Origin of the sequence: Klebsiella sp. WP3-W18-ESBL-02 (assembly GCF_014168815.1) — a bacterium.
Lineage (GTDB): Bacteria > Pseudomonadota > Gammaproteobacteria > Enterobacterales > Enterobacteriaceae > Kluyvera > Kluyvera ascorbata_B.
Genome location: NZ_AP021972.1, coordinates 3,785,198 through 3,811,150 on the forward strand (window position 1 = coordinate 3,785,198; position 25,953 = coordinate 3,811,150).

Sequence of the window (25,953 nt, forward strand, 5' to 3'; positions counted from 1 at the left end):
AAATATTACGCATTTAGCCAGGGAACGGCGCCAAACATAACAACAAATCTTACCTGCAACTGTACTGGAGTCTGTATGAATATGCGTTCTCTCTCGCTAGCAGCACTCACCGTGCTGGACGTTCCACCGCCGGAACACGTGCGCATCGCGGCACGCACCGGCTTTAGCCACGTGGGCATTCGTCTGCTGCCTGCGACCCCTGACGATCCCGATTACGACATGCTCGGCGATACTCCAACTGTACGCGAAACCCTGGCCGCGCTGCGCGATACCGGCATCCGCGTCTCCGACGTGGAGATCGTGCGCCTGACGCCGGACTTCAGCCTTGAAGCGCTGCGCCCGTTCCTGGAAACCGCCGCCCGGCTGGAAGCTCAGCAGGTGCTGGTGGCCGGCAATGACGACAATCTGGCCCGCTGTGCGGAGAACCTGGCCCTACTGACGCAGGCAGGCGCTGCCTACGGGCTGACCATGAATCTGGAACCGATGCCGTGGACTCATCTGCCGACGCTTGCCAGCGCACAGGCGTTGATTGCCGCCAGCGGCCAGCACAACGTGGGTATTCTGGTCGATGCCATCCACTTCTGGCGCGCGGGGGAATCGCTGGAGACGTTAGCCACGCTGGCGCCACAGCAGTTGAACTACATGCAGCTGTGTGACGCCCCAGCGCGTATTCCCACAGAGACGCAGGAACTGATTTACCAGGCCCGCTGCGCGCGCCGGATACCGGGCGAAGGCGAGCTGGATCTACACGGCCTGCTGGCGGCGCTACCGGCAACGCTGCCCATTTCGCTGGAAGTCCCGCTGGCCGGTGCTCAGGGAGCTTTGCCGGCGCAACAACGCGCACAGCTGCTGTTTAACGCTGCACAATCCTTCCTGTAATCGGGGGTACGCTATGTCACAGACACAACGCCTGGATGTCAGAGAGTTAATCAATTCCAACCCGCTCAGCCGTTATCAGAAGCTGGTTATTTTCCTCGGTTTTTGCGTCATCGCGCTGGACGGTTTCGATATTGCCATCATGGGTTTTATCGCGCCAACGCTTAAGCAGGAGTGGGGCGTCAGTAACCACGAACTGGGCTTTGTCATCAGCACCGCGCTAATCGGCCTGGCGCTTGGGGCGCTATTTTCCGGCCCGCTCGCCGACTGGCTGGGACGCAAGAAAATCATCATCAATAGCGTCTTTTTCTTCGGTTTCTGGACGGTAGCGACGGCGTTTTCCCAGAACATTGAGCAGATGATCTTCTTCCGCTTTATGACCGGCCTCGGGCTGGGCGCGGCGATGCCGAACATGAGTACGCTGGTGTCAGAGTATGCGCCGGAACGAAAACGTTCGTTTATCATCACCGTGATTTTCTGCGGTTTCACCTTCGGCGCCGCTATTGGCGGGTTTGCCGCTTCATGGCTGATTCCACAGTTCGGCTGGCACTCGCTGATGGCGCTGGGCGGTGTGCTGCCGCTGCTGTTCGCCCCCATTCTTATCTGGAAGCTACCGGAATCGGCGCGTTTTCTGGTGATCAAGCAGGCTCCCACCGCGCGGATCCACGCTATTCTGCAACGGTTTTACCCCGGTCAGGTCAGTGAAAACGTGCAGTTTATTCTGCCGCAGCAGCCCGTCAAAAGCAGCGCCATGCGCATCGTGCTGTCGCGGGAGTATCTGTTCGGCTCGCTGATGCTGTGGCTGGTCTATTTTATGGGGCTGTTCCTGGTCTATATCCTCGGTAGCTGGCTACCGACGCTGGTGAAAGAGATTGGCCTGACCGTCAGCCAGGCGGCGATTATGACCGCCATCTACCAGGCGGGCGGCACCGTCGGCTCGCTATTCGCCGGCTGGCTAATGGACCGGATCGATCCGCACCGGGCGCTGGGGGTAATTTTCGCCGTTGGAGGACTGTTTACCATGGCGATTGGCTACGCGGGCGTGAATTTCCCGCTACTGTGCCTGCTCGCCTTCGTCAGCGGCGCATGCCTGAACGGCGCCAATACCGGAATGAACGCCCTTTCCGCGCGTTTCTATCCCACCCAGGCCCGCGCCACCGGCTCCAGCTGGATGCACGGCGTAGGCCGTATCGGTGCCATCCTCAGCGCCTTCGCTGGCGCGGAAATGCTGGCGCTGGGCCTCGATTTTAAATCGGTGTTCCTGATCCTCGGCATTCCGGCGGCGCTGACCGTCATCGGCCTGGCCGCCAAAGGCTACTGGGCGGCTGGACCGGTCGATAAACCCTCTTCCCTCACCGCAACCGTCAGGAGCCCATCATGAGCCGTATTCGTCTTGCCGTTATTGGCGCTGGCGCCATCGGGCGCAAACACATTGATGTCATTCAGCAAACGCCAGAGGCCGAACTGGTGGCGCTGGCCGATCCATCACCACAGGCGCAAGCGCTGGCGAAATCCCTCGGCGTGGCGTGGTACGCCGAGGTCAACGATATGCTGGATCAGGCCCAGCCGCAGGGGGTCATTAACGCCACGCCAAATACCCTGCACGTGCCGTATGCCATTGCCTGCGTGGAGCGCGGCATTCCGGTGCTGGTGGAAAAACCGGTAGCCGAGTCGCCGGAACGCGCGCGGGAACTGGTGGAGGCGGCGACGCGACACGGCGTCCCGGTACTGGTGGGGCACCACCGTCGACACAATGCGCTGACCGCAGCGGCAAAATCGCTGATCGACCGCGGTGAACTGGGAACGATTGTTGCAGTCTCGGCGCACTGGATCCTGCAAAAACCCGACGATTACTTTGACGTCGCCTGGCGGCGCGAACCGGGCGCCGGGCCGCTGCTGGTGAATCTGGTACACGACATCGACCTGCTGCGTTATCTGCTGGGCGAAATTGACGATGTGCAGGCGATGACCAGCAACGCCGGGCGCGGCTTCGCCAATGAAGACAGCGCGGTGGTCAACCTGCGCTTCGCCTGCGGTGCGCTGGGCAGCGCGGTGCTGAGCGACTGCGGCGTCAGCCCGTGGAGCTGGGAGGTGAACTCAGCGGAGAACGCGGTCTACGCGCATACCCCGGAAAACTGCTACCTGATCTCCGGTAGTAAAGGGGCGCTGGCCATTCCGCAGATGCGCTGGTGGCGCTACGGCGAGCAAAGCGGCTGGCACGCGCCGCTGTTGCAGGAGACGTTACCCGTTGAGGCCATCGACCCGTTTATTCTGCAACTGCGTCATTTCCTGCAGGTGATTAACGGCGAGGCCAGGCCAATTATTGATGCAGCAGATGCATTACGCTCGCTTGAGGTGATCGACGCGATCCGTCAGCAGGCCGCCTGATCGGCCTCTTTCCCCGGCGACAGTTCGTCGCCGGGTTACCATCAATGTCGCTATTCAGCACAAATGATTCAATAATGTAATATTTGTTAATTAACCCTCTGTTTACCCTGCCCTCTCCCCGCACTACACTACTCCCAGCTTTTATATAGAGGTGGGAATGAACGATTACAAAATGACGCCGGGTGAGTTACGCGCCACCTGGGGTTTAGGGACCGTATTTTCTTTGCGTATGCTCGGTATGTTTATGGTCCTTCCGGTTCTGACCACATACGGCATGGCATTGCAGGGCGCCAGCGAAGCGCTGATTGGCCTGGCAATTGGCATTTATGGTTTAGCACAAGCGGTGTTTCAGATCCCATTCGGGCTGATTTCTGACCGCGTCGGCCGCAAACCGCTGATCGTCGGCGGGCTGGCGATTTTTGTTCTGGGCAGCGTGATTGCGGCCCTGTCCGACTCCATCTGGGGCATTATTCTTGGCCGCGCCCTTCAGGGCTCCGGGGCGATTGCCGCGGCGGTGATGGCGCTGCTTTCCGACCTCACCCGCGAACAAAACCGCACCAAAGCGATGGCGTTTATCGGCGTCAGCTTCGGCGTGACGTTTGCCATTGCGATGGTGTTAGGTCCGATCATCACCCATAAACTCGGTCTGCACGCCCTGTTCTGGATGATTGCCGGGCTGGCGACGCTGGGGATTCTGCTCACCCTGTGGGTAGTGCCGGACAGCAAAAACCACGTGCTCAACCGCGAGTCCGGAATGGTGAAAGGCTGCTTCAGCAAGGTGCTGATGGAGCCGAGGCTGCTGAAGCTTAATTTCGGCATCATGTGCCTGCACATTCTGCTGATGTCCACCTTTGTCGCTCTGCCGGGCCAGCTGGAGTCCGCTGGGTTCCCGGCCGCCGAACACTGGAAAATCTATCTGGTGACCATGGTGGTATCGTTTATCGCAGTGGTACCGTTTATCATCTACGCGGAAGTGAAGCGCCGCATGAAGCGCGTATTCGTGCTGTGCATTGCTCTGCTGCTGATTGCCGAAATTGTGCTGTGGGGTTCCGGCAGCTACTTCTGGGAGCTGGTGGCGGGCGTGCAGATTTTCTTCCTCGCCTTTAACCTGATGGAAGCGCTGCTGCCGTCGCTGATCAGCAAAGAAGCCCCGGCGGGCTACAAAGGCACGGCAATGGGCATTTATTCCACCAGCCAGTTCCTCGGTGTAGCCATCGGCGGTTCGCTCGGCGGCTGGATTGACGGCCTGTTTGATTCACAAACGGTATTCCTCGCCGGCGCGCTGCTGGCGACGGTCTGGCTGCTGGTGTCGATGACTATGCAGGAGCCGCAGTACGTTAGCAGTCTGCGCGTCGAAATACCGCAAGATGTTGCCGCTGATGAGTCTCTGCGTGAACGTCTTCTGGCGACGGACGGGGTGAAAGAGGTGTTAGTGGTGGCAGATGAACACTCGGCCTACGTCAAAATCGACAGCAAAGTGACCAACCGTTTTGAGGTGGAACAGGTGATTGCCGCCCATTAAGCAGCATCGGCCCGCACTGGAGTGTGGGCCGTACTTTCGCCGTTAGTCGCGGAAGTTTTTGAACTGGAACGGTTGGCCAAGGTCGCCGCCGCGCACCAGCGCCATCACCGACTGCAGGTCGTCGCGGGATTTCCCGGTCACGCGAATCTCTTCGCCCTGAATTTGCGCCTGCACCTTCAGTTTGCTGTCTTTAATCAGCTTGACGATTTTCTTCTGCACCGCGCTTTCAATGCCCTGCTTCAGCTTAGCTTCAACAAACCAGGTTTTACCGCTGTGCACGAAGTCTTCTGGCACATCGAGAGACGCACCTTCAATGCCGCGTTTCAGCAGCTTGGCACGCAGAATATCCAGCAGCTGGTTCACCTGGAAATCGGACTCGCTCAGCACCTTGATGGTTTTATTGGCTTCATTCAGCTCAATGGTCGCTTCTACGCCGCGAAAATCGAAACGTGACTCAACCTCACGGGCCGCGTTATCCACACCGTTACGCGCTTCCTGAAGATCAACTTCAGAGACAATATCGAAAGATGGCATCTTTTCCCCTCCCTTAGTTTCTTTTGCGTTGCATAATACCTGCAACGCGGCATAACTCAACTGGTTATCCCCGGAAGCTCAGCGGATAGCGCTATACTCACACTTATTCGGGTGATCGGCGTGAAGTATGACATACCAGTCGCATCTGGTGTGGTAAGGAGGATGTTTGAAAATAACAGTATTGGGATGTGGCGCGCTGGGTCAGCTATGGATGACGGCGCTCTACAAAAAAGGATTTGAAGTACAAGGATGGCTACGCGTACCTCAGCCCTACTGTAGCGTGAACCTGATAGAGCTGGACGGCAGCGTCTTCAATGAGTCGTTAACCGCTAACGATCCTGACTTTCTGGCACAAAGCGATTTACTGCTGGTGACGCTCAAAGCCTGGCAGGTCTCCGATGCGGTCAGAGCGCTTGCCGCGCACCTGCCGGATACCACGCCGATTTTACTGATTCATAACGGCATGGGCACCCTTATCGAGCTCAATGACCTCAGGCAGCCGATTCTGCTCGGTGCCACCACGCAGGCGGCACGACGCGATGGCAACGTCATTATCCACGTCGCCAACGGGACGACCCACATTGGCCCGGCCAAACGCTATGAGGCCGATTACAGCGCGCTCGCCGTCACGCTGCAAAACGTTCTGCCGGACGTCGCCTGGCACGACAATATCCACTCTGCCATGTGGCGCAAGCTGGCGGTCAACTGCGTCATTAACCCGCTGACCGCGTTGATGGACTGCCCTAACGGTGCGCTGCGCGACCATCAGGAGCATATTGCCCGTATCTGTGAAGAGGTGGCGCAGACCATGACGCGTGAAGGGTTTCATACCTCTCCGGAAAGTCTGTTATTTTATGTCAACCAGGTCATCGACCTGACGGCGGAGAATATCTCGTCGATGTTGCAGGATATTCGCGCGCAGCGTCATACAGAAATCGACTACATTACCGGTTTTCTGCTCAAGCGCGCGCGGGCGCACGGTATTCCGGTGCCGGAAAATACCCGCCTGTATGAACGCGTTAAACGTAAGGAGAGTGAATATGAGCGCGTCGGCACTGATTTGCCTCGCTCCTGGTAGTGAAGAGATGGAAGCCGTCACCACAATCGATTTGCTGGTGCGTGGCGGAATTCAGGTCACCACCGCTAGCGTCGCAAGCGACGGCAATCTGGCCATTACCTGTTCACGCGGCGTTAAGCTGCTGGCCGATGCGCCGCTGGTGGAAGTGGCGGACGGTGATTTCGACATCATCATCCTGCCGGGCGGCATCAAAGGGGCGGAGTACTTCCGCGACAGCCCGCTGCTGGTGGAAACGGTCAGACAGTTTCATCATTCAGGCCGTATCGTCGCCGCCATTTGTGCATCAGCGGCAACCGTACTGGTGCCGCATGACCTGTTCCCCATCGGCAACATGACGGGCTTCCCGGCGCTGAAGGATAAAATCCCGGAAGACCAGTGGATGGATAAACGTGTCGCGTGGGACCCGCGCGTCAACCTGCTCACCAGTCAGGGGCCGGGCACATCCATTGATTTCGGGCTGAAGATTATCGACCTGCTGGTCGGGCGCGAGAAAGCGTACGAAGTGGCATCGCAGTTGGTAATGGCGGCTGGGATCTATAACTATTACGAAGCGTAAAATGCAGGCCCGATAAGCGTAGCGCCATCGGGCCTGCATCGTTCTGATATAAAAAAACCGGCCAGGCCGGTTTTTTTATTTATGGGCGATAAACCTTCACGTTTTCAAAACCCTGCTCGCGCAGATACAGCGCCTGCAGGCGGCTCATCACGCCGCGTTCGCACCACAGCAAGTAGGTTTTGCTCTTATCGAGGTCACCAAACTGAGTGCTCAGCTTGTAGAACGGCAGTGAAGCCACTTCAACACCTTCCACTTTCAGCGGCTTGTCGTCCTGCTCGTCAATGGAGCGAATATCGAGAATCACGTCGTTGGCGCTAAAGCCGCTGACGGTTTCCACTTCCACCACCTCTTGCTGGGTCTGCTGGGCGATGTCGCGGATATCGACGTTGTTCGCTTCCGCTACCACTTTGTCGAGAATCGCAAAATCGAAGTTTTCTTCTTCCGCTTCAATTTTCGCCTTCACCGCCTTAATGGTTGGGCTTTTCGAAATCACGCCGCAGTATTCCGGCATCGTGCGGGCAAAGTCTTCAGTACCAATTTCACGCGCCAGATTGATGATGTGCTCTTTATCGTGCGAAATCAGCGGACGCAGGATCAGGGTGTCGGACACGTTGTCGATCAGACGCAGGTTGGTCAGCGTCTGGCTGGAGACCTGACCCAACGCTTCACCGGTGACCAGCGCCTGCACGCCGTAGCGTTCGGCGACTTTTGACGCGGCGCGCACCATCATACGTTTCAGCACCACGCCCATCTGGCCGTCGTCGACTTTCTCCAGAATTTCGCCCACCACCGGCTCGAAGTTAATCGCCACGAAACGCACGCGGTGCGAGCTGCCGAAGCGGTTCCACAGGTAGTGCGCCACCTGACGAACGCCGATTTCATGTGCCGCGCCGCCGAGGTTAAAGAAGCAGTAGTGCACGCGACAGCCGCGACGCATCAGCATGTAGCTGGAGACGCCGGAGTCAAAACCACCAGAGATCAGCGACAGCACGTCTTCCTGAGTACCAATCGGGAAGCCGCCAATGCCTTCGTAGCGCCCTTTCACCAGCAGCAGACGATCGTTCTCGATTTCGAGATTGACGGTGACGTCCGGATCGGTCAGCTTCACGCGCGCTGTTTCAATGTGCTGATTCAAGCCGCCGCCAACGTAACGTTCAACCTCAATAGAGGTGAACTCGTGCTTACCGCGACGTTTCACACGCACGCAAAACGTTTTGTTTTCCAGCGCTTCGCGCCACAGGGGCAGCGTCTGCTCGAAAATATCGTGCAGCGAGGTGAACGGCACGTCTTCCACTTCCAGGATATGGTGGATGCCCGGAATACGGGTCAGCGCGTCGCGGATTGCCAGACGCTGGTTCTCATCTTTGGCGCGAACTTCGATGTGATCCCAGTGACGAACGACGGCGAGCGTTTCATCGTAGTGTTTAAGAACGTTACGAATGTTCCCGGTTAAAATTTTAATAAAGCGCAAACGCACAGATTGGCTTTTGATGGTGATTTCCGGGAACAATTTAATGATAAACTTCATGGCGGCAATGGTTCGTTGGCAAGCCCGACGGGGCTTTGAGCAAAAAGATGTATCGCAGCGTACCAGCGGTCGCTACGTCCAGGACGCGGAGTATATCATCATCCCGCTGACCATTGCGTGTTATTTGCTTCACACCCAGACTCCGTTACCATAGACGCAGTCGCGACATAACAAGAGCCAAACATTCACTATGCCAAAGAAAAACGAAGCCCCGGCCAGTTTCGAAACTGCATTAACCGAGCTGGAGCAGATAGTTAATCGTCTGGAGAGCGGTTCCCTACCGCTGGAAGAGGCGCTGAACGAATTTGAACGCGGCGTGCAGTTAGCGCGTCAGGGGCAGAGCAAGTTACAGCAGGCGGAACAGCGCGTGCAGATTCTGTTGGCCGATAACGAAGATTCGCCGTTAACACCTTTCACGCCGGACGCTGAATAAATGGATTTCTCGCAACAACTGAATGCCTGCGTAACGCAGGCAAACGACGCGCTGCGCCGATTTATCGCTCCGCTGCCGTTTCAGAACACTCCTCTGGTTGAGGCCATGGCGTATGGCGCACTATTAGGCGGTAAACGTCTGCGTCCGTTCCTGGTTTATGCCACCGGACAAATGTTCGGCGTCAGCCTGACGGCCCTGGATGCGCCGGCCGCCGCGGTGGAATGCATTCATGCCTATTCGCTAATGCATGACGACCTGCCAGCGATGGACGACGATGACCTGCGTCGCGGTCAGCCAACCTGCCATATTAAATTTGGCGAGGCGAGCGCCATTCTGGCCGGCGACGCGCTGCAAACGCTGGCGTTCTCTATACTCAGTGATGCGCCGATGCCGGACGTCTCTGACCGCGATCGCCTGGCGATGATTTCCGAACTGGCCACGGCCAGCGGCGTGGCGGGCATGTGTGGCGGTCAGGCACTGGATCTGGACGCGGAAGGCAAACAGGTGGGTCTGGAAATGCTGGAACGCATTCATCGCCATAAAACCGGAGCGCTGATTCGCGCTGCCGTCCGCCTCGGCGCACTGAGCGCGGGCGAACAAGGGCGACAGGCGCTACCGCTGCTCGACAAGTACGCTGAAAGCATCGGGCTGGCGTTCCAGGTTCAGGATGACATTCTGGATGTGGTAGGTGATACTGCGACCCTTGGAAAGCGCCAGGGCGCCGATCAGCAGCTCGGTAAGAGCACCTATCCTGCACTACTGGGCCTTGAGCAAGCCCGGACAAAAGCCAGTGACCTGATTGCCGAAGCCCGCCAGTCGTTAGCACAGCTGGCCGCACTGTCACTGGATACCACAGCACTGGAAGCGCTAGCGAACTACATCATCCTGCGCGACAAATAAACAATAAATGAGTCTCTGATGAGTTTTGATATTGCCAAATACCCGACCCTGGCGCTGGTTGACTCCACTCAGGAGCTGCGCCTGCTGCCGAAAGAGAGCCTGCCGAAGCTGTGCGACGAGCTGCGTCGTTACCTGCTCGACAGCGTGAGCCGTTCCAGCGGACACTTCGCCTCCGGGCTTGGCACGGTGGAGCTCACCGTGGCGCTGCACTACGTCTATAACACGCCGTTCGACCAGCTCATCTGGGACGTCGGCCACCAGGCTTATCCGCATAAAATTCTGACCGGCCGCCGTGACAAAATCGGCACCATCCGCCAGAAGGGCGGCCTGCATCCGTTCCCGTGGCGCGGTGAGAGCGAATACGACGTGCTGAGCGTCGGCCACTCCTCCACATCTATTTCCGCCGGTATCGGCATTGCCGTAGCCGCGGGCAGAGAAAACAAGCAGCGCCGCACCGTCTGCGTGATTGGCGACGGCGCCATCACCGCCGGGATGGCGTTTGAAGCCATGAACCATGCGGGCGATATCAAACCGGATATGCTGGTGGTGCTGAACGACAATGAAATGTCGATTTCCGAGAACGTCGGCGCGCTGAACAACCATCTGGCGCAGCTGCTCTCGGGCAAGCTCTACTCCTCGCTACGGGAAGGCGGCAAGAAAGTCTTCTCCGGCGTGCCACCGATTAAAGAGCTGCTCAAACGAACCGAAGAACATATCAAAGGCATGGTGGTGCCGGGCACGCTGTTTGAAGAACTGGGCTTCAACTATATCGGGCCGGTCGACGGTCACGACGTACTGGGTCTGGTCAATACGCTGAAAAACATGCGCGACCTGAAAGGTCCGCAGTTCCTGCACATCATGACCAAAAAAGGCCGTGGCTATGAACCGGCCGAGAAAGACCCGATCACCTTCCATGCGGTGCCTAAATTCGACCACACCAGCGGCAAGTTGCCGAAAAGCAGCGGCGGCCTGCCGTCGTACTCGAAAATCTTCGGCGACTGGCTGTGCGAAACCGCAGCCAAAGACAGCAAGCTGATGGCGGTGACGCCCGCGATGCGTGAAGGCTCGGGCATGGTTGAGTTTTCCAAAAAATACCCGGACCAGTATTTTGACGTAGCGATTGCCGAACAGCATGCGGTCACGTTCGCCGCCGGGCTGGCGATTGGCGGCAATAAGCCGGTGGTAGCCATTTACTCCACCTTCTTACAGCGCGCCTACGATCAGGTGATCCACGACGTGGCGATTCAGAAACTGCCGGTCCTGTTCGCTATCGACCGTGCGGGGATCGTTGGCGCCGACGGGCAAACGCACCAGGGGGCGTTCGACCTCTCCTATCTGCGCTGTATCCCGGATATGGTTATCATGACGCCAAGCGATGAAAACGAGTGTCGTCAGATGCTCTACACCGGCTACCACTACAGCGAAGGGCCGAGCGCCGTGCGTTATCCGCGCGGCAGCGGCACCGGCGCAGAGCTGAAGCCGCTGGAAAAACTGCCGCTGGGCAAAGGCGTGGTGAAGCGCGAGGGCGAGAAGCTGGCCATTCTTAACTTCGGTACGCTGCTTGCGCAGGCCGAGGCGGTCGCCGAGAAGCTTAACGCCACGCTGGTCGATATGCGCTTCGTGAAGCCGCTGGATGAGAGCCTGATTCTGGAGATGGCCGCGCGCCATGAGTCTCTGGTCACGCTGGAAGAAAACGCCACGCTAGGCGGTGCGGGAAGCGGTGTGAACGAGGTGCTGATGGCACATCGTAAGCCGGTGCCGGTGCTCAATATCGGCCTGCCTGATTTCTTCATTCCTCAGGGAACCCAGGAAGAGATGCACGCCGAGCTTGGCCTCGATGCCGCGGGCATCGAAGCGAAGATCGCGGCCTGGTTAGCATAACCCGCCTATCGCTCCTGCTATGCTTAAGGGAAACCTTTTACCCGCTAGCAGGAGCTGATTCATGCAATACGATACCTTAGGACACACTGGCCTTCGGGTCTCTCGTCTCTGCCTTGGCTGTATGACATTCGGCGAACCGTATCGGGGTAAGCATGCCTGGACGCTGCCGGAAGACAGCAGCCGCCCGATCATCCAGCGCGCACTGGAAGGCGGCATTAACTTTTTCGACACCGCCAACAGCTATTCCGACGGCAGCAGCGAGGAGATTGTCGGCCGCGCGCTGCGCGATTTTGCCCGCCGTGATGACGTGGTGGTGGCCACCAAGGTTTACCATCAGGTTGGCGATCTTGAAGAAGGCCTCTCCCGCGCACAAATACTCCGCTCGATCGACGACAGCCTCCGCCGCCTTGGTATGGAGTACGTCGACCTGCTGCAAATCCACCGCTGGGACTACCGCACGCCCATAGAAGAGACGCTGGAAGCGCTGGACGCCGTGGTGAAGTCGGGTAAAGCCCGGTTTATCGGCGCGTCATCCATGCACGCCCGCCAGTTCGCCCATGCGCTGGCGCTGCAAAAAGCCAACGGCTGGACGCCGTTTGTGACGATGCAGGACCACTACAACCTGATCTACCGGGAAGAAGAGCGCGATATGCTGCCACTGTGCGCGCAGGAAGGCGTCGCGGTTATTCCGTGGAGCCCGCTGGCGCGCGGTCGTCTGACGCGGCCGTGGGGAGAAACCACCGCGCGGCTGGTGTCCGATGAGTTTGGGCAAACGCTGTACAGCGCCACGGAAGAGAATGACGAGCAGATCGCGGGGGAGCTCGAACGCGTGGCCGAAGAGGTCGAGGCGAGCCGGGCGCAGACGGCGCTGGCGTGGCTATTGAGTAAACCTGGCGTGGCAGCGCCGATTATTGGCGCATCGCGTGAAGATCAGCTCGATGAGCTGCTGAATGCGGTGGATATTACGCTGACGCCGGAGCAGATTGCATCGATGGAAGCGCCGTACCAACCGCATCCGGTGGTGGGATTTAAGTAGGCCTGATAAGCGCAGCGCCATCAGGCTTCCCGCTGCGTTGCCGGATAACGGCTTAGCCTTATCCGGCCAACAGGACTACAGGAGGTGGTGCCCCACCACGTACAAAATCCCCGCCGAAATCACCCCGGCGACGATATCATCGATCATGATCCCCATCCCACCGTGGACGTTACGGTCAAACCAGCGGATCGGCCACGGCTTCCACATGTCGAAAATACGGAACACCACAAACCCGGCCAATACCCACTGCCAGGTCATCGCCGGGATGGCCATCAGGGTGATCCACATTCCAATAAACTCGTCCCACACGATGCTGCCGTGATCGTGGGTCCCCATATCTCGCGCCGTGCGGCGGCATATGTAGACACCGATACAGATGCCAAACATCACCACCAGAGAGTAGATCTGTAGCGGCAGAAACGTCAGCAGATACCAGAACGGGATCGCGGCAATTGAGCCCATCGTTCCCGGCACTATCGGGCTCAGGCCGCTGCCGAACCCGGTAGCAAGCAGGTGCCACGGGTTGCGTAAATTCAGGCGGCTTTTCGCAATATCGTTCTTAGCCAAAATGATCGTACCCCTTCCAGTCCAGCGTTATCGCCTTTCCATCCTGTGTGAAATGCATACCTTCAACATCGGCGCTAATCTGCCCAATGCAGGTAAACGCGGTGCCTAACTGACCCAGAGCCACTTCCAGCGCACCGCGGTTCAGCTCCGGTACGGTAAAGCACAGCTCATAGTCTTCACCACCGGACAGCGCCCAGCGGCAGGCTTGCTCCGGCGAAGCGTGACGACGCAGCGCGTCAGAGTACGGCATCGCGTCAAGATCAATACGCGCGCCAAGCCCCCCGCTTGCTTTAAGGATATGCCCCAAATCAGAAATCAGCCCATCGGAAAGATCGATAGCGGCGCTGGCGAGATCGCGCAATGCCTGACCTTGCAGTACGCGCGGCGTTGGCCGCAGGTGGCGCCGGCGCAGATACGCAGCGTCGTCAGCGTTATCTATCGTCAGTTGGTTAAGGATCAGCGCCAGCCCCGCGGCGCTATCGCCCGGCGTACCGGTCACGTAGATCCAGTCCCCCGGTTTCGCTCCCGAACGCTTCAGCGCGCGGCCTACCGGCACGTAGCCGTGGATACCCAGCGTCATCGACAGCGGCCCTTTGGTGGTATCGCCACCGATCAGCTGCATATCGTAGTAGCTCAGCTGTTCAAACAGGCTGTCGCTGAAGGCTGCCAGCCACGTTTCATCCACTTCAGGAAGAGTTAAGGCCAGCGTCAACCACGCAGGATCCGCGCCCATTGCCGCCAGATCGCTGACGTTTACCGCGAGCGCTTTATACGCGAGATCGGCCGGATCGATATCAGGGAGGAAATGATTGCCCGCCACCAGCGTGTCGGTGCTGATAGCCAGCGTCTGTTTTTCAGGAATATTGAGTAATGCGCAGTCGTCGCCGATGCCGGTTTCTACGTCGAGACGGGCGTTGCGTACTCGGTCAAAATAACGGGCAATCAGGGAAAATTCGCCGCATGCCATACGTTATGCCTCAGCAGAAGGATAAAACAAGGCCGGGGGGATGGCGTATGCCACCCGCGCGCCGGCCTGGAGATTACTTTTTGTGGGGACGAATTGCAGGAGCGGCTTTATCCAGCACGCCGTTGACGAACTTGTGGCTGTCTTCAGCACCGAAGGTTTTCGCCAGCTCGATCGCTTCGTTGATGGCCACTTTGTACGGCACATCGTCACGTTTTGACAGTTCGAACAGCGCAATGCGCAGTACGGCTTTTTCCACCTGGCCCAGCTCATCGAGCAGACGGGACAGGTACGGCTTCATCAATCCATCGAGGTACGCGCTGTTAGTCGCCACCCCGGACAGCAGTTCACGGAAGTACAGGACGTCAACGTCTTTCACGTCTTGTTCCGCCAGGAACTGGTATTCAACATCGGCGATGTCGTTCTGGGACAACTGCCAGGAGTAAAGCGCCTGGACGGCACACTCACGGGCGCGGCGACGAGCAGCAGGTTTCACGGATTTCCCCTTACAAAAATCAGGCCTTGATGGCTTTCAATACATTAATCATTTCAAGCGCGGTCAGTGCAGCTTCTGCACCTTTGTTACCGGCTTTTGTGCCAGCACGTTCGATGGCTTGTTCAATACTTTCGGTGGTCAGAACACCAAAGGCTACCGGGATTTCGCTGTCCTGAGCGACGTGCGCCAGGCCATTGCTTGCCCCGCCAGCGACATATTCGAAGTGCGCCGTGCCGCCACGGATAACCGTACCCAGCGCGATCACTGCATCGTATTTACCGGTTTTCGCCAGTGCGCCAGCCGCCAGCGGCAGTTCATAAGCACCTGGAACCCAAACAACGGTGATGTTTTCATCTTTAACCTGACCAATGCGCTTCAGGGCGTCGATAGCACCTTCCAGCAGGCTGTCATTGATAAAGTTGTTGAAACGCGCGATGGTGATGGCGACGCGAGCGTCCGGGGTAGCAACGTTAGCTTCAATAATGTTCATACTCTTCCTTTGGGTTCATTTGCCCCGCAGGGGGGCGGATTTTATCATAATATTCTGGGCGCTGCTTCCTCTAATTGGGAAAGCCTCACGCAGTGGTTAAATGCAGGCAAACATCCGGGCCTACCTGTCGTATCTCATTGAATTTGAAATGGGGCGCATCGGCCAGTTTCTCAAGGCCTGGCAGCACACATAATCCGCGAGCATCGCTACCTAACAGTTTAGGCGCGATATAGACGATAAGCTCGTCCACCAGCCCGGCCTGAATCAGCGCGCCGGCAAGCGTCGGGCCCGCCTCCACCCAAATGCTGTTAATTTGCTGTTTACCCAGCTGCATCATCATCAGCACCAGGTCAAGATGACCGTTATGCTCCGGCACCTTCAGCGTCTGCACGCCTTCCGGCCAGATGCGGCTGTCGCCCGTGGTGCGGGCAAACAGGGTTTCACCCGGCTGATGCACAATCCGGTGCTCCGGCGTCACGCGGTTGCCGCTGTCGATAACAATACGCAGCGGCTGGCGCAGGTTCTCCTGCGGGTAGCGCGCCTGAGTTTGCGTATCCAGTTCATCCCAGCGCACAGTCAGCGCCGGATCGTCTGCCAGCACCGTGGCGCTGCTGGTTAAAATCGCGTGACTCTCCGCGCGCAGGCGCTGCACGTCACGACGCGCCTGTGGCGAGGTGATCCACTGACTTTCACCGCTGGCCATCGCCGTGCGACCGTCGAGCGATGCCCCGAGTTTGAGCTGGACGAACGGGAAGCCGGTACGCATCCGCTTGAGGAAACCTTTATTCAGCGCCACGGCCTCGCTCATCATCAGCCCGTGGCTGACTTCAATGCCGGCCTGCTGCAAGCGGTATAGGCCTCGCCCAGCAACCTGCGGGTTTGGATCCTGCATCGCGGCGACGACGCGGGAAACGCCTGCCGCAATCAGCGCATCGCAGCACGGCGGCGTACGACCATGGTGGCTGCACGGCTCCAGCGTCACATAGGCGGTGGCGCCTTTGGCTTTGTCACCCGCCATGCGCAGCGCGTGTACTTCCGCATGCGGCTCCCCGGCGCGGTAATGGTAGCCTTCACCGACGATTTCACCCTGATTGACAATCACGCAGCCAACTCGCGGGTTGGGATGGGTGGTAAAGCGACCGCGCTGCGCCAGCTTGAGCGCCCGCGCCATGTACATTTCATCGTGCATAGCTTAGTCCTGTAAGCGGGCGATTTCCTCGCCGAACTCTTTGATATCTTCAAAGCTGCGGTACACCGACGCAAAGCGGATGTAGGCCACTTTATCCAGCTTTTTCAGCTGCTCCATGACCAGATTACCCAGCAGCTTGCTAGGTACTTCACGCTCGCCGGTCGCGCGCAGGTGCGATTTAATATGATTAATCGCCATTTCTACGTCATCGGCGCTCACCGGGCGCTTTTCCAGCGCTCTGAGCATACCGCTGCGCAGCTTGTCTTCGTTGAACGGTTCGCGCACGTCGTTACTTTTTACCACGCGCGGCATCACCAGTTCAGCCACCTCAAAGGTGGTGAAACGTTCGTTACACACCAGGCATTGCCGACGGCGGCGAACGGAGGAACCTTCTCCCACAAGACGGGAGTCAATCACTTTAGTGTCTACGGCGAAACAGAATGGGCAGTGCATACGACGTCCTGACGATGAGGGTTGATAAAACCTATTTTACCCTGAACTGCGATGACAACAAAGGCAGCTGTTTTTGAGACAATGGATCGATGCGATAAACCGCATTGCGCGCTAACATTGCGTTATCCCGAAAAGAAGGAAACAGACAGAATGACAAGACGTTACCTAAGAATAGCCCTGCTGGGAAGCCTCGTCAGCCTGAGCGCCTGCGCGCAGCAGTCGGAAGTGAGGCAAATGCACCAGAGCATTAGCGCATTGAGCAGCGAGATGACGCAGCTTAACAAAGAAACGGTGAAGATTACCCAGCAAAACGCGCTGAATGCAAAATCGACCCAGGGCGCGTATCTGCTGCCGGGCGCCAACACGCCGGCTCGGCTGAATAGCCAGATTGGCACGCTGCGTATGTCGTTGCGTAACGTCGCCGCTAACGCCCAGGGCACGGCGTTAACGCTGCGTATTCAAGGGGAATCCAACGATCCGCTTCCGGCGTTTACCGGCACCGTCGAATGGGGACAGATCCAGGGCACGACCGAACGCTATCAGGAAGTGAACGTACAGAATCAGCTGTTCTCCGCCCCGGCTAGCGTGCTGGCACCCAGCGACGTCGATATTCCTCTGCAGCTGAATGGCGTCACGCCAGATCAGCTGGGCTTCGTCCGTATTCACGACGTCCAGCCCGCCGGCGTACAGTAATCTTTTACCCGGCGCTGTAAACGATAAACGCGTTATAGCGCCGCCCTCAGCGATGCCCTCTTCCTTTACACTGCCCATGCTTTGCGTATGTAAACATTTGCAATAATTCACTCCATAAGTACAATCCCCGCGTCTAAACTACGCAAACGTGAACGCAATCGATTACGCGTTTGAAAAATGTGTGAAGTGTGACTGATTTTCGTGAGCAAGGATTCATATAATAGGCTCGCAGAAACATGAAACATTTAGAAAAGCTTCGGTGATAAAAATCACTCTCTTTCGAATTTTTTTATTAGTGGCATAAATATGAAAAAAACATTACTGGCAGCCGGTGCCGCGCTGGCGCTTACCGCATCTTTCACTGCTAACGCAGCAGGCGACTCTCAGCCGCAGTATGTCTCTGACTGGTGGCATCAGAGCGTAAACGTGGTAGGTAGCTACCACACCCGTTTCTCCCCGAAACTGAACAACGACGTTTATCTGGAGTACGAAGCCTTCGCCAAGAAAGACTGGCTGGACTTCTACGGCTATATCGATATTCCGAAAACCTTCGACTGGGGTAACGGCAACGATAAAGGCGTATGGTCTGACGGCTCCCCGCTGTTCATGGAGATCGAGCCGCGCTTCTCTATCGATAAGCTGACCGGCGCCGACCTGAGCTTCGGCCCGTTCAAAGAGTGGTATATCGCCAACAACTACATCTACGATATGGGTGACAACAAGGCCAGCCGCCAGAGCACCTGGTATATGGGTCTGGGTACCGATATCGACACCGGCCTGCCAATGAGCCTGTCCATGAACGTGTATGCTAAATACCAGTGGCAGAACTACGGCGCAGCGAACGAAAACGAGTGGGACGGCTACCGCTTCAAAGTGAAATACTTTGTACCGATTAGCGACCTGTGGGGCGGCAAGCTGAGCTACATCGGCTTCACCAACTTCGACTGGGGTTCAGACCTGGGCGATGAACCAAACCGTACCAGCAACTCTATCGCGTCCAGCCATATCCTGGCGCTGAACTACGATCACTGGCACTACTCTGTTGTTGCCCGTTACTTCCATAACGGCGGCCAGTGGCAGGGTGGCAATACCCTGAACTGGGGCGAAGGCGACTTCAACGCGAAGTCTACCGGTTGGGGTGGTTACCTGGTTGTAGGTTACAACTTCTAAGTTCGACACCGCAAAAAAGGCCAGAGGTTACCCTCTGGCCTGTTTCGGGCGCATGCTGCCACGCGGGCGGCAGGTTCGCCCACCTCACCTTATCTCTGACTATGCCACCAGCCTAAAAACAGACCTGTCGCAATACCGACCAGCGTTGGTGCTGCCAGATCGTGCCAGACAATAATGCAAACTTCCGTGAGCGTCATACAGCCGCCTTGGTTGCAATGGCAACGGTTCGCGGCTATCCTCAACTTGTCTGGAGTCAAGTTAGCCCCCGTGATGTTGCCGGTTTATACCAAACAACGTGCGGGGGTTTTCTCTTTCCAGCGACAAGGCCACCGGGGATCAAGCCCCCGCAACATTGCGCCTCACCGGGTGCACCCGGCTTGCCGCCGATTCTACGCTTCTCACGGCTATCTGCATGACTTTAAAAAGAAAAAATCCCAATCTCGCGATCGGGATTCCAGCGATGATGTATGCGTTACAGCGCGCCCGCGGTGCCGCTTATTTCTTTTTGTTCAGCATAGCTTTCAGGTCAGCAAACGGGTTATAGGTCGCTTCACCGACATCTTTCTGCGCATCTTCCCCGGCCACCACCGTTGAACCGTACTGGTCCGCCTCGGTATATTTTGAGTGCTCGTGATCGTGGCAGAACAGGCACAGAAGCTCCCAGTTGCTGCCATCTTCCGGGTTATTGGTGTGGTCGTGATCCATATGATGAACCGTCAGCTCACGCAGGTTGGAGTAGACGAACTCGCGCGAGCAGCGCCCGCACACCCACGGGAACAGTTTCAGCGCTTTTTCACGGTAGCCGCTTTCCAGCCGCACGTAGTTTTTTGGGATGATGGCCATAATGACTCGATATGTCGTGTTCAAGGTAAGGGAATACGCACAGTCTAAATGGGCAATAAAAAAGCCGCAACACCCTACGGCGTTGCGGCTTTTATTCGTGCCCTGAGTGCGGCAGATTACGGCAGAATAGACGGCTGATCCGCCCCTTCTTTCTCGACTTTCTGCTGCAGCATGTGCTCGCGCTTCATACCCAGCTTCAGCGCCAGCGCCGATGCCACGTAGATAGACGACGCAGTACCGATGGAAACACCGATCAGCATGGTCAGCGAGAAGCCTTCCAGTACCGGACCACCGAAGAGGTACAGCATCAGAATGACCACTAACGTGGTACCGGAGGTAATCAACGTACGGTGCAGCGTCTGGGTCAGCGACACGTTAAAGATTTCGTAAGGCGTACCGCGACGAATCTTGCGGAAGTTCTCACGAATACGGTCAGATACCACGATACTGTCGTTGAGCGAGTAGCCGATGACCGACATCAACGAGGCCACGATGGTCAGGTCAATCTCAATCTGGAACAGCGACAGGATCCCAAGCGTGATGATCACGTCGTGCGCCAGCGAGATAACGACCCCCGCCGCCAGTCGCCACTCAAAGCGGAAACCGACGTACACCAGGATAGAGATCAGCGCCACCAGCAGCGCCATCGCGCCGGTTTGCGCCAGATCGGCCCCTACGCTAGGCCCCACGAACTCAATACGCTTCACCGCGGCGTTCTGGTTGGTGGACTCGTTAATCACGCTCAGCACCTTGCTGCCCAACACCTGGCCGCCTTCCGCCCCTTTTGTAGGCGGCATACGTACCATAATGTCATGGCTGCTACCGAAGTTCTGCAGAAGCGGGTCAACAAAGCCCGCTTTCTCCAGCGCATCGCGCATCACGTCCATCTCAGCCGGTTTTTCCAGCGTGATTTCAATCACCGTACCACCGGTGAAATCGAGACCCCAGTTAAAGCCGCGTACGCCCATCACGACGATGGCCGCAATCAGCAAGACGCCAGAGATGCCGAAAGCCCAGTAGTCCCAGCGCATAAAGTCATAGACTTTACGGCCGTGGTTCAATTGTTCAACAGTATATTCCTGTGCCACATCGCACTCCTCAGATTGACAGCTTGTTGATGCGTTTGCCGCCATACAACAGGTTTACGATGGCACGAGTACCTACAATCGCGGTAAACATCGACGTTGCAACACCGATACCGGTCGTAATCGCGAACCCTTTAATGGCACCGGTACCGACTGCGTACAGGATCAGGACTTTAATCAGCGTCGTGATGTTCGCATCGAAGATGGAACTGAACGCGCCGGCATAGCCCTCGTTGATCGCCTGCTGGACCGAACGCCCGTTGCTCAACTCTTCTTTGATACGTTCGTTGATCAGAACGTTAGCATCGACCGCAACGGCAAGGGTTAACACAATCCCCGCTATCCCTGGCATACTCAACGTTGCGCCAGGCAGCAGCGACATGATACCGACGATCAGCACCAGGTTAGCAATCAGCGCGCTGGTCGCAATCAGACCGAACTTCTTATAGAAGAAGATCATAAACAGGATAGAGACCACCAGGCCGGCCAGACAGGCTTCCAGACCCTGCTTGATGTTCTGCATACCCAGCGTTGGGCCGATGGTACGCTCTTCCACAATCTGGATTGGCGCAATCAACGCACCCGCGCGCAGCAGCAGCGACAGCTGACGTGCTTCATTCGGGTTGCCGATACCGGTGATACGGAAGCTGTTACCCAGGCGAGACTGGATGTTGGCGATGTTAATCACCTCTTCCTGTTTCACCAGCACGGCGCGGCCGTTGGCGTCCTTCTTACCGCTGTCTTTGTACTCCACGAACAGGGTCGCCATCGGCTTACCGATGTTGTCCTTAGTGAAGTTAGACATGATGTTACCACCCGCGCTATCGAGTGAGATGTTCACCTGCGGCTGGTTGTACTCATCCTGGCTCGAAGTGGAGTCGGTGATATGGTCACCGGTCAGAATCACACGCTTGTACAGCACAACCGGCTGGCCTTCGCGGGTGTTTTTCACTTCAGAGTCGCCCGGCACGCGGCCAGATGCGGCAGCCGCCTGATCGACGTTGGTATTGACCAGACGGAATTCCAGCGTCGCGGTCGCGCCCAGAATCTCTTTGGCTCGCGCCGTATCCTGAATACCCGGCAGCTCAACCACAATGCGGTCAGCACCCTGACGCTGAACTACTGGCTCAGCAACGCCCAACTGATTAACACGGTTACGCAGAATGTTAATGTTCTGCTGAACCGCGTACTCACGCGCTTCGCTCAGACGAGCGTCGGTCATGACCGCACGCAGCGCTGTACTTCCCTGCGCGCTAATCACCATATCGCGGTGACGCGGGGTCAGGTACGCAATCGCCTGGTCGCGAGCGTTAGCGTCACGGAACGTAATGCTCAGACCGTAGTTGTCTTCTTTACGAACGTTGGAATACGGGATGTTTTTCTCACGCAGATCGCTGCGCAGACTGTCGATATTTTGTTCCTGCAGCTTGCCCAACGCGGTGTCCATATCCACTTCCATCAGGAAGTGAACGCCACCACGCAGATCAAGACCGAGCTTCATCGGCTCTGCGTGAATCGCAGCCAGCCAGCGCGGCGTTGCCGGAGCAAGGTTAAGCGCCACGACATATTTGTCACCCAGTACGCTCATCAACGCTTCACGCGCGCGCAGCTGGATGTCGGTGGTGTCGAAGCGCGCAAGAATTGCGCCCTCTTCCAGTGCCACAGACTTAGCGGTAATTTTTTCTTCTTGTAACGTTTTCTGGACCTGGATCAGCGTTTGCTCACTGGCGGCGACACCGCGCACGCCAGTGATTTGAACGGCCGGATCCTCACCATACAGGTTGGGAAGTGCGTAAAGCAGGCCGACGATAATCACGACGACCAGCATGATGTACTTCCACAAAGGATAACGGTTTAACACGGCAGTTCCCTTTGGGAAAACGGAATATTACAGCGCCTTCATGGTGCCTTTCGGCAGAACGGCAGCTACGAAGTCACGTTTGATAACCACTTCAGTGGTGTCGTTCAGTGCGATAGCAATGTAGCCAGTTTCCGCTACTTTGGTCACACGACCTACCAAGCCACCGTTAGTCAGGACTTCATCGCCTTTTGCGATGGAGTTCATCAGATTTTTGTGCTCTTTGGTGCGCTTTTGCTGTGGACGCAGGATCATGAAGTAGAAAATCAGACCAAATACCACCAGCATCAGAATCAGAGACATCGGGCTGCCCTGCGCCGGAGCACCTGTTGCCGCTACCGCATCAGAAATAAAAAAGCTCATTAAATTTCCCTCATTATTAAAATTAATCAACGTTCAAAGGTGGAACGGAGCGCCCCTGACGTTGGTAAAAATCGGCCACGAAGCTCTCTAATTTACCCTCTTCAATAGCCTTGCGTAAACCAGCCATTAAGCGCTGGTAGTAACGAAGGTTATGAATGGTATTGAGGCGCGCGCCCAATATTTCGTTGCAACGGTCAAGATGATGCAAGTATGCACGTGAATAATTGCGACAAGTGTAGCAATCACACTCGGCATCGAGCGGGCTGGTATCGCTTTTATGCTTCGCATTGCGGATTTTCACCACGCCGTCGGTCACAAACAGGTGACCGTTACGGGCGTTACGCGTTGGCATGACGCAGTCAAACATATCGATACCGCGGCGTACGCCTTCAACCAGATCTTCCGGTTTGCCCACCCCCATCAGGTAGCGCGGCTTGTCGGCCGGAATCTGCGGGCAAACGTGCTCCAGAATACGGTGCATGTCTTCCTTCGGCTCGCCGACCGCCAAACCGCCGACAGCGTAGCCATCAAAGCCTATCTCTACCAGACCTTTCACGGAGATATCACGTAAATCTTCGTAAACGCTGCCCTGGATGATGCCAAACAGCGCATTTTTGTTACCCAGACCGTCAAAGCGGTCACGGCTGCGTTTTGCCCAGCGCAGAGACATCTCCATGGAGCGCTTCGCGTAGTCCCAGTCCGCCGGGTACGGCGTACATTCGTCGAAGATCATCACGATGTCGGAACCGAGATCGTACTGAATCTCCATGGATTTTTCCGGATCGAGGAAAATCGGATCGCCGTTGATCGGGTTGCGGAAATGCACGCCCTGCTCGGTGATCTTACGGATATCGCCCAGGCTAAAGACCTGGAAACCGCCGGAGTCGGTCAGGATTGGGCCTTTCCACTGCATGAAATCGTGCAGGTCGCCGTGCAGCTTCATGATTTCCTGACCCGGGCGCAGCCACAGGTGGAAGGTATTGCCGAGGATAATCTGCGCGCCGGTGGCTTCAACTTCTTCCGGCGTCATGCCTTTCACGGTGCCGTAAGTCCCCACCGGCATAAAAGCAGGCGTTTCCACTACGCCACGATCGAAAACCAGGCGGCCGCGGCGAGCGCGACCGTCTGTGGTGTCCAGTTCAAATTTCATCTTCACTCCTGCGTCAGAAAAACAGTCCGACGTTTTAAACACTCATGTCGCGGCGTTAATCCCCGACACGCTCAGAAATAGCCTGCGGATTGTACGTGATAAACATGGCATCACCGTAACTAAAAAAGCGATATTCCGCTTTTACGGCTTCATGATAGGCGTTCATGGTGTTTTTATAACCAGCAAACGCCGATACCAGCATAATCAGCGTTGATTCCGGCAGATGGAAGTTGGTGACCAGCGCATCAATCACCTGGTATTGATAGCCAGGGAAAATAAAGATTTGCGTATCGCCGAAGAAGGGCGCAATCAGTTCATCTTTTGCCGCCTGCGCTGCGCTTTCCAGCGAACGCACGGAGGTGGTGCCAACCGCCACCACGCGGTTGCCGCGCGCTTTCGCCGCCAGCACCGCATCCACCACGTCCTGCGGCACTTCCGCATATTCGGAGTGCATGATGTGGTCTTCAATACTATCGACGCGCACCGGCTGGAAAGTGCCCGCACCCACGTGCAGCGTCACGAATGCCATCTCGATGCCTTTCTCACGAAGCCTGGCCAGCAGCGGCTCGTCAAAATGCAGACCCGCGGTCGGTGCAGCAACGGCGCCAGGCTTTTCGCTATAAACGGTTTGATACAGCTCGCGGTCGGCATCTTCGTCCGGGCGATCGATATACGGCGGCAGCGGCATATGGCCGATGGCGTTGAGGATATCCAGCACGCTGCGCGCATCGTCAAATTCCACTTCGAACAGCGCATCATGGCGCGCAACCATCGTTGCTTTGATGCTCTCGTCGTCGCCCAGCAGCAGCTCGGCGCCCGGTTTCGGCGCTTTAGAGGCGCGAATATGTGCCAGAATACGTTTATCATCCAGCATACGCTCGACCAGCACTTCAATCTTGCCGCCGCTGGCTTTGCGGCCAAACAGGCGCGCCGGGATCACGCGGGTGTTGTTAAAGACCAGCAGATCGCCAGGGTTGAGCTTATCGAGCAAATCGGTGAAAGTACCGTGCGTCAGCGCGCCCGTTGGCCCGTCCAGAGACAGTAAGCGACAGCTGCTGCGCTCGGCCTGCGGGTAGTGGGCAATCAGGGATTCAGGTAATTCAAAGGAGAAATCGGTAACGCGCATGACTGTGACTCTGGGCTTAATAATGAGGCGGGTAGTCTAGTGCCGGGGCGTCGTCCCTGCAACCCTTACCCCTCTGGATAAAGAACAATCAATGAATTTTCTCGCACACCTGCACCTCGCACACCTCGCCGACAGTTCGCTGTCGGGAAATTTACTGGCCGATTTTGTGCGCGGCAACCCGCAGCAGGACTATCCCGCCGCGGTTGTTGACGGTATTCATATGCACCGACGCATTGACGTGATGACCGACAGCCTGCCGCAGGTGAAAGCGGCCCGTGAGTGGTTCCGTCCGCAAACGCGCCGCGTTGCCCCCATTTCGCTTGATGTCATGTGGGATCACTTTCTGTCGCGTCACTGGGCGCAAATTTCGCCGGATATCGCCCTTACCGACTTTGTGCACTATGCCCATGCGGAAGTCACCCACATTCTACCGCAGGCCCCGGCGCGTTTTATTACCCTCAACGAACACCTCTGGTCAGAGCGCTGGCTGGAGCGCTACAGCGACATGGATTTCATCCAACGCGTCCTCAACGGCATGGCCAGCCGCCGCCCTAAGCTCGACGCCCTGCGCGATTCATGGCACGACCTCGACGCCCATTATGCCGGGCTGGAAACCCATTTCTGGCAGTTTTACCCGCAAATGATGCTCAAAGCGAAAAACAAAGCGCTATAGCCCTTGCGCTATGACCAGGAACAGCTATGCTTATTCTTTTGGGAAAAATAAAATATCAATAGGCAAAACCTATCTAATTAATTGTCATAGCCTTTTTGTGT

Annotated in this window: 28 protein-coding genes; 13 read left to right on the forward strand and 15 right to left on the reverse strand. The window is 56.9% G+C overall.

Features of this window, described 5'->3' with window-relative positions; genetic code table 11:
- Positions 1-75: 75 nt before the first annotated feature.
- From H7R56_RS18085 to H7R56_RS18100, 4 genes are all read left to right on the forward strand, one after another.
- Entirely contained in the window at positions 76-879 is an 804-nt protein-coding gene (locus tag H7R56_RS18085; protein WP_106928008.1) for a sugar phosphate isomerase/epimerase family protein, read from the forward strand.
- 13 nt (positions 880-892) lie between these two features.
- A complete protein-coding gene (locus tag H7R56_RS18090) occupies positions 893-2,257 on the forward strand; it encodes an MFS transporter (RefSeq protein WP_182928325.1) in 1,365 nt (454 codons plus the stop codon).
- Positions 2,254-3,264: a Gfo/Idh/MocA family protein gene (locus H7R56_RS18095; protein ID WP_182928326.1), complete on the forward strand. Its 1,011-nt coding sequence runs from the start codon at positions 2,254-2,256 to the stop codon at positions 3,262-3,264. Before H7R56_RS18090 ends, H7R56_RS18095 begins: the two co-directional genes overlap by 4 nt.
- 157 nt (positions 3,265-3,421) lie before the next feature.
- On the forward strand, positions 3,422-4,786 hold the full coding sequence (locus H7R56_RS18100; protein ID WP_106928014.1) for an MFS transporter: 1,365 nt from the start codon (positions 3,422-3,424) through the stop codon (positions 4,784-4,786).
- 42 nt (positions 4,787-4,828) lie between these two features.
- On the opposite strand, the gene H7R56_RS18105 is transcribed toward H7R56_RS18100, so the two are convergent.
- A complete protein-coding gene (locus H7R56_RS18105) occupies positions 4,829-5,320 on the reverse strand; it encodes a YajQ family cyclic di-GMP-binding protein (RefSeq protein ID WP_106928016.1) in 492 nt (163 codons plus the stop codon).
- A 166-nt stretch (positions 5,321-5,486) separates the two neighbouring features.
- Between H7R56_RS18105 and panE the strand changes: the two genes are divergently transcribed.
- On the forward strand, positions 5,487-6,398 hold the full coding sequence (gene panE, locus H7R56_RS18110) for a 2-dehydropantoate 2-reductase (RefSeq protein WP_106928018.1): 912 nt from the start codon (positions 5,487-5,489) through the stop codon (positions 6,396-6,398).
- Positions 6,361-6,954, forward strand: a complete 594-nt coding sequence (gene yajL / locus H7R56_RS18115) for a protein deglycase YajL (protein ID WP_182928327.1) — start codon at positions 6,361-6,363, stop codon at positions 6,952-6,954. Before panE ends, yajL begins: the two co-directional genes overlap by 38 nt.
- A gap of 79 nt (positions 6,955-7,033) precedes the next feature.
- On the opposite strand, the gene thiI is transcribed toward yajL, so the two are convergent.
- Positions 7,034-8,482, reverse strand: coding sequence for a tRNA uracil 4-sulfurtransferase ThiI (thiI, locus tag H7R56_RS18120; protein WP_106928022.1), 1,449 nt, complete (start codon positions 8,480-8,482; stop codon positions 7,034-7,036).
- Positions 8,483-8,672: 190 nt separating this feature from the next.
- On the opposite strand from thiI, the gene xseB reads away from it, so the two are divergent.
- The 4 genes from xseB to H7R56_RS18140 all read left to right on the forward strand — a co-directional run bounded on the left by xseB (position 8,673) and on the right by H7R56_RS18140 (position 12,732).
- Positions 8,673-8,915: an exodeoxyribonuclease VII small subunit gene (xseB, locus tag H7R56_RS18125; RefSeq protein WP_106928024.1), complete on the forward strand. Its 243-nt coding sequence runs from the start codon at positions 8,673-8,675 to the stop codon at positions 8,913-8,915.
- Positions 8,916-9,815, forward strand: coding sequence for a (2E,6E)-farnesyl diphosphate synthase (gene ispA / locus H7R56_RS18130; RefSeq protein ID WP_106928026.1), 900 nt, complete (start codon positions 8,916-8,918; stop codon positions 9,813-9,815).
- A gap of 18 nt (positions 9,816-9,833) precedes the next feature.
- Complete coding sequence (gene dxs / locus H7R56_RS18135) at positions 9,834-11,696, forward strand: 1-deoxy-D-xylulose-5-phosphate synthase (RefSeq protein WP_106928028.1); 1,863 nt, start codon at positions 9,834-9,836, stop codon at positions 11,694-11,696.
- 61 nt (positions 11,697-11,757) lie between these two features.
- On the forward strand, positions 11,758-12,732 hold the full coding sequence (locus H7R56_RS18140; RefSeq protein ID WP_106928030.1) for an aldo/keto reductase: 975 nt from the start codon (positions 11,758-11,760) through the stop codon (positions 12,730-12,732).
- 75 nt (positions 12,733-12,807) lie between these two features.
- On the opposite strand, the gene pgpA is transcribed toward H7R56_RS18140, so the two are convergent.
- From pgpA to nrdR, 6 genes are all read right to left on the reverse strand, one after another.
- Complete coding sequence (gene pgpA / locus H7R56_RS18145; protein ID WP_106928032.1) at positions 12,808-13,305, reverse strand: phosphatidylglycerophosphatase A; 498 nt, start codon at positions 13,303-13,305, stop codon at positions 12,808-12,810.
- Complete coding sequence (gene thiL, locus H7R56_RS18150; protein ID WP_182928328.1) at positions 13,292-14,266, reverse strand: thiamine-phosphate kinase; 975 nt, start codon at positions 14,264-14,266, stop codon at positions 13,292-13,294. Before thiL ends, pgpA begins: the two co-directional genes overlap by 14 nt.
- Before the next feature lie 73 nt (positions 14,267-14,339).
- Entirely contained in the window at positions 14,340-14,759 is a 420-nt protein-coding gene (gene nusB, locus H7R56_RS18155; RefSeq protein WP_064547866.1) for a transcription antitermination factor NusB, read from the reverse strand.
- A gap of 19 nt (positions 14,760-14,778) precedes the next feature.
- Positions 14,779-15,249 (reverse strand): 6,7-dimethyl-8-ribityllumazine synthase, encoded by a 471-nt coding sequence (ribE, locus tag H7R56_RS18160; RefSeq protein ID WP_001021161.1) that lies wholly within the window; start codon positions 15,247-15,249, stop codon positions 14,779-14,781.
- A gap of 85 nt (positions 15,250-15,334) precedes the next feature.
- A complete protein-coding gene (gene ribD, locus H7R56_RS18165) occupies positions 15,335-16,438 on the reverse strand; it encodes a bifunctional diaminohydroxyphosphoribosylaminopyrimidine deaminase/5-amino-6-(5-phosphoribosylamino)uracil reductase RibD (RefSeq protein WP_106928036.1) in 1,104 nt (367 codons plus the stop codon).
- Between the two features lie 3 nt (positions 16,439-16,441).
- On the reverse strand, positions 16,442-16,891 hold the full coding sequence (nrdR, locus tag H7R56_RS18170; RefSeq protein WP_061282153.1) for a transcriptional regulator NrdR: 450 nt from the start codon (positions 16,889-16,891) through the stop codon (positions 16,442-16,444).
- A 150-nt stretch (positions 16,892-17,041) separates the two neighbouring features.
- Here nrdR and H7R56_RS18175 point away from each other — a divergent pair, with 150 nt between their 5' ends.
- Both H7R56_RS18175 and H7R56_RS18180 read left to right on the forward strand, forming a co-directional pair.
- Positions 17,042-17,584 (forward strand): SadB/YajI family lipoprotein, encoded by a 543-nt coding sequence (locus tag H7R56_RS18175; RefSeq protein ID WP_106928038.1) that lies wholly within the window; start codon positions 17,042-17,044, stop codon positions 17,582-17,584.
- A gap of 306 nt (positions 17,585-17,890) precedes the next feature.
- Positions 17,891-18,754 (forward strand): nucleoside-specific channel-forming protein Tsx, encoded by an 864-nt coding sequence (locus tag H7R56_RS18180; protein WP_106928040.1) that lies wholly within the window; start codon positions 17,891-17,893, stop codon positions 18,752-18,754.
- An 89-nt stretch (positions 18,755-18,843) separates the two neighbouring features.
- Here H7R56_RS18180 and H7R56_RS18185 read toward each other — a convergent pair whose 3' ends face one another.
- The 7 genes from H7R56_RS18185 to queA all read right to left on the reverse strand — a co-directional run bounded on the left by H7R56_RS18185 (position 18,844) and on the right by queA (position 25,179).
- Positions 18,844-18,951: a type I toxin-antitoxin system toxin Ldr family protein gene (locus tag H7R56_RS18185; protein ID WP_035895150.1), complete on the reverse strand. Its 108-nt coding sequence runs from the start codon at positions 18,949-18,951 to the stop codon at positions 18,844-18,846.
- Between the two features lie 298 nt (positions 18,952-19,249).
- Positions 19,250-19,597, reverse strand: coding sequence for an HNH nuclease YajD (gene yajD / locus H7R56_RS18190; RefSeq protein WP_035895149.1), 348 nt, complete (start codon positions 19,595-19,597; stop codon positions 19,250-19,252).
- Positions 19,598-19,713: 116 nt separating this feature from the next.
- Positions 19,714-20,685: a protein translocase subunit SecF gene (gene secF / locus H7R56_RS18195; protein ID WP_106928042.1), complete on the reverse strand. Its 972-nt coding sequence runs from the start codon at positions 20,683-20,685 to the stop codon at positions 19,714-19,716.
- Positions 20,686-20,695: 10 nt separating this feature from the next.
- A complete protein-coding gene (gene secD / locus H7R56_RS18200) occupies positions 20,696-22,543 on the reverse strand; it encodes a protein translocase subunit SecD (protein WP_106928044.1) in 1,848 nt (615 codons plus the stop codon).
- A gap of 27 nt (positions 22,544-22,570) precedes the next feature.
- The gene (gene yajC, locus H7R56_RS18205; RefSeq protein ID WP_002890398.1) at positions 22,571-22,903 is read right to left on the reverse strand and encodes a preprotein translocase subunit YajC; all 333 of its coding nucleotides are present in this window, start codon (positions 22,901-22,903) and stop codon (positions 22,571-22,573) included.
- 22 nt (positions 22,904-22,925) lie between these two features.
- Positions 22,926-24,053 carry a tRNA guanosine(34) transglycosylase Tgt gene (gene tgt, locus H7R56_RS18210; RefSeq protein ID WP_106928046.1) on the reverse strand — a complete coding sequence of 376 codons (1,128 nt, stop codon included), beginning with the start codon at positions 24,051-24,053 and terminating at the stop codon, positions 22,926-22,928.
- Between the two features lie 55 nt (positions 24,054-24,108).
- Entirely contained in the window at positions 24,109-25,179 is a 1,071-nt protein-coding gene (gene queA, locus H7R56_RS18215) for a tRNA preQ1(34) S-adenosylmethionine ribosyltransferase-isomerase QueA (RefSeq protein WP_106928048.1), read from the reverse strand.
- A gap of 91 nt (positions 25,180-25,270) precedes the next feature.
- On the opposite strand from queA, the gene acpH reads away from it, so the two are divergent.
- A complete protein-coding gene (gene acpH, locus H7R56_RS18220; RefSeq protein WP_106928050.1) occupies positions 25,271-25,852 on the forward strand; it encodes an ACP phosphodiesterase in 582 nt (193 codons plus the stop codon).
- Positions 25,853-25,953: the final 101 nt, after the last annotated feature.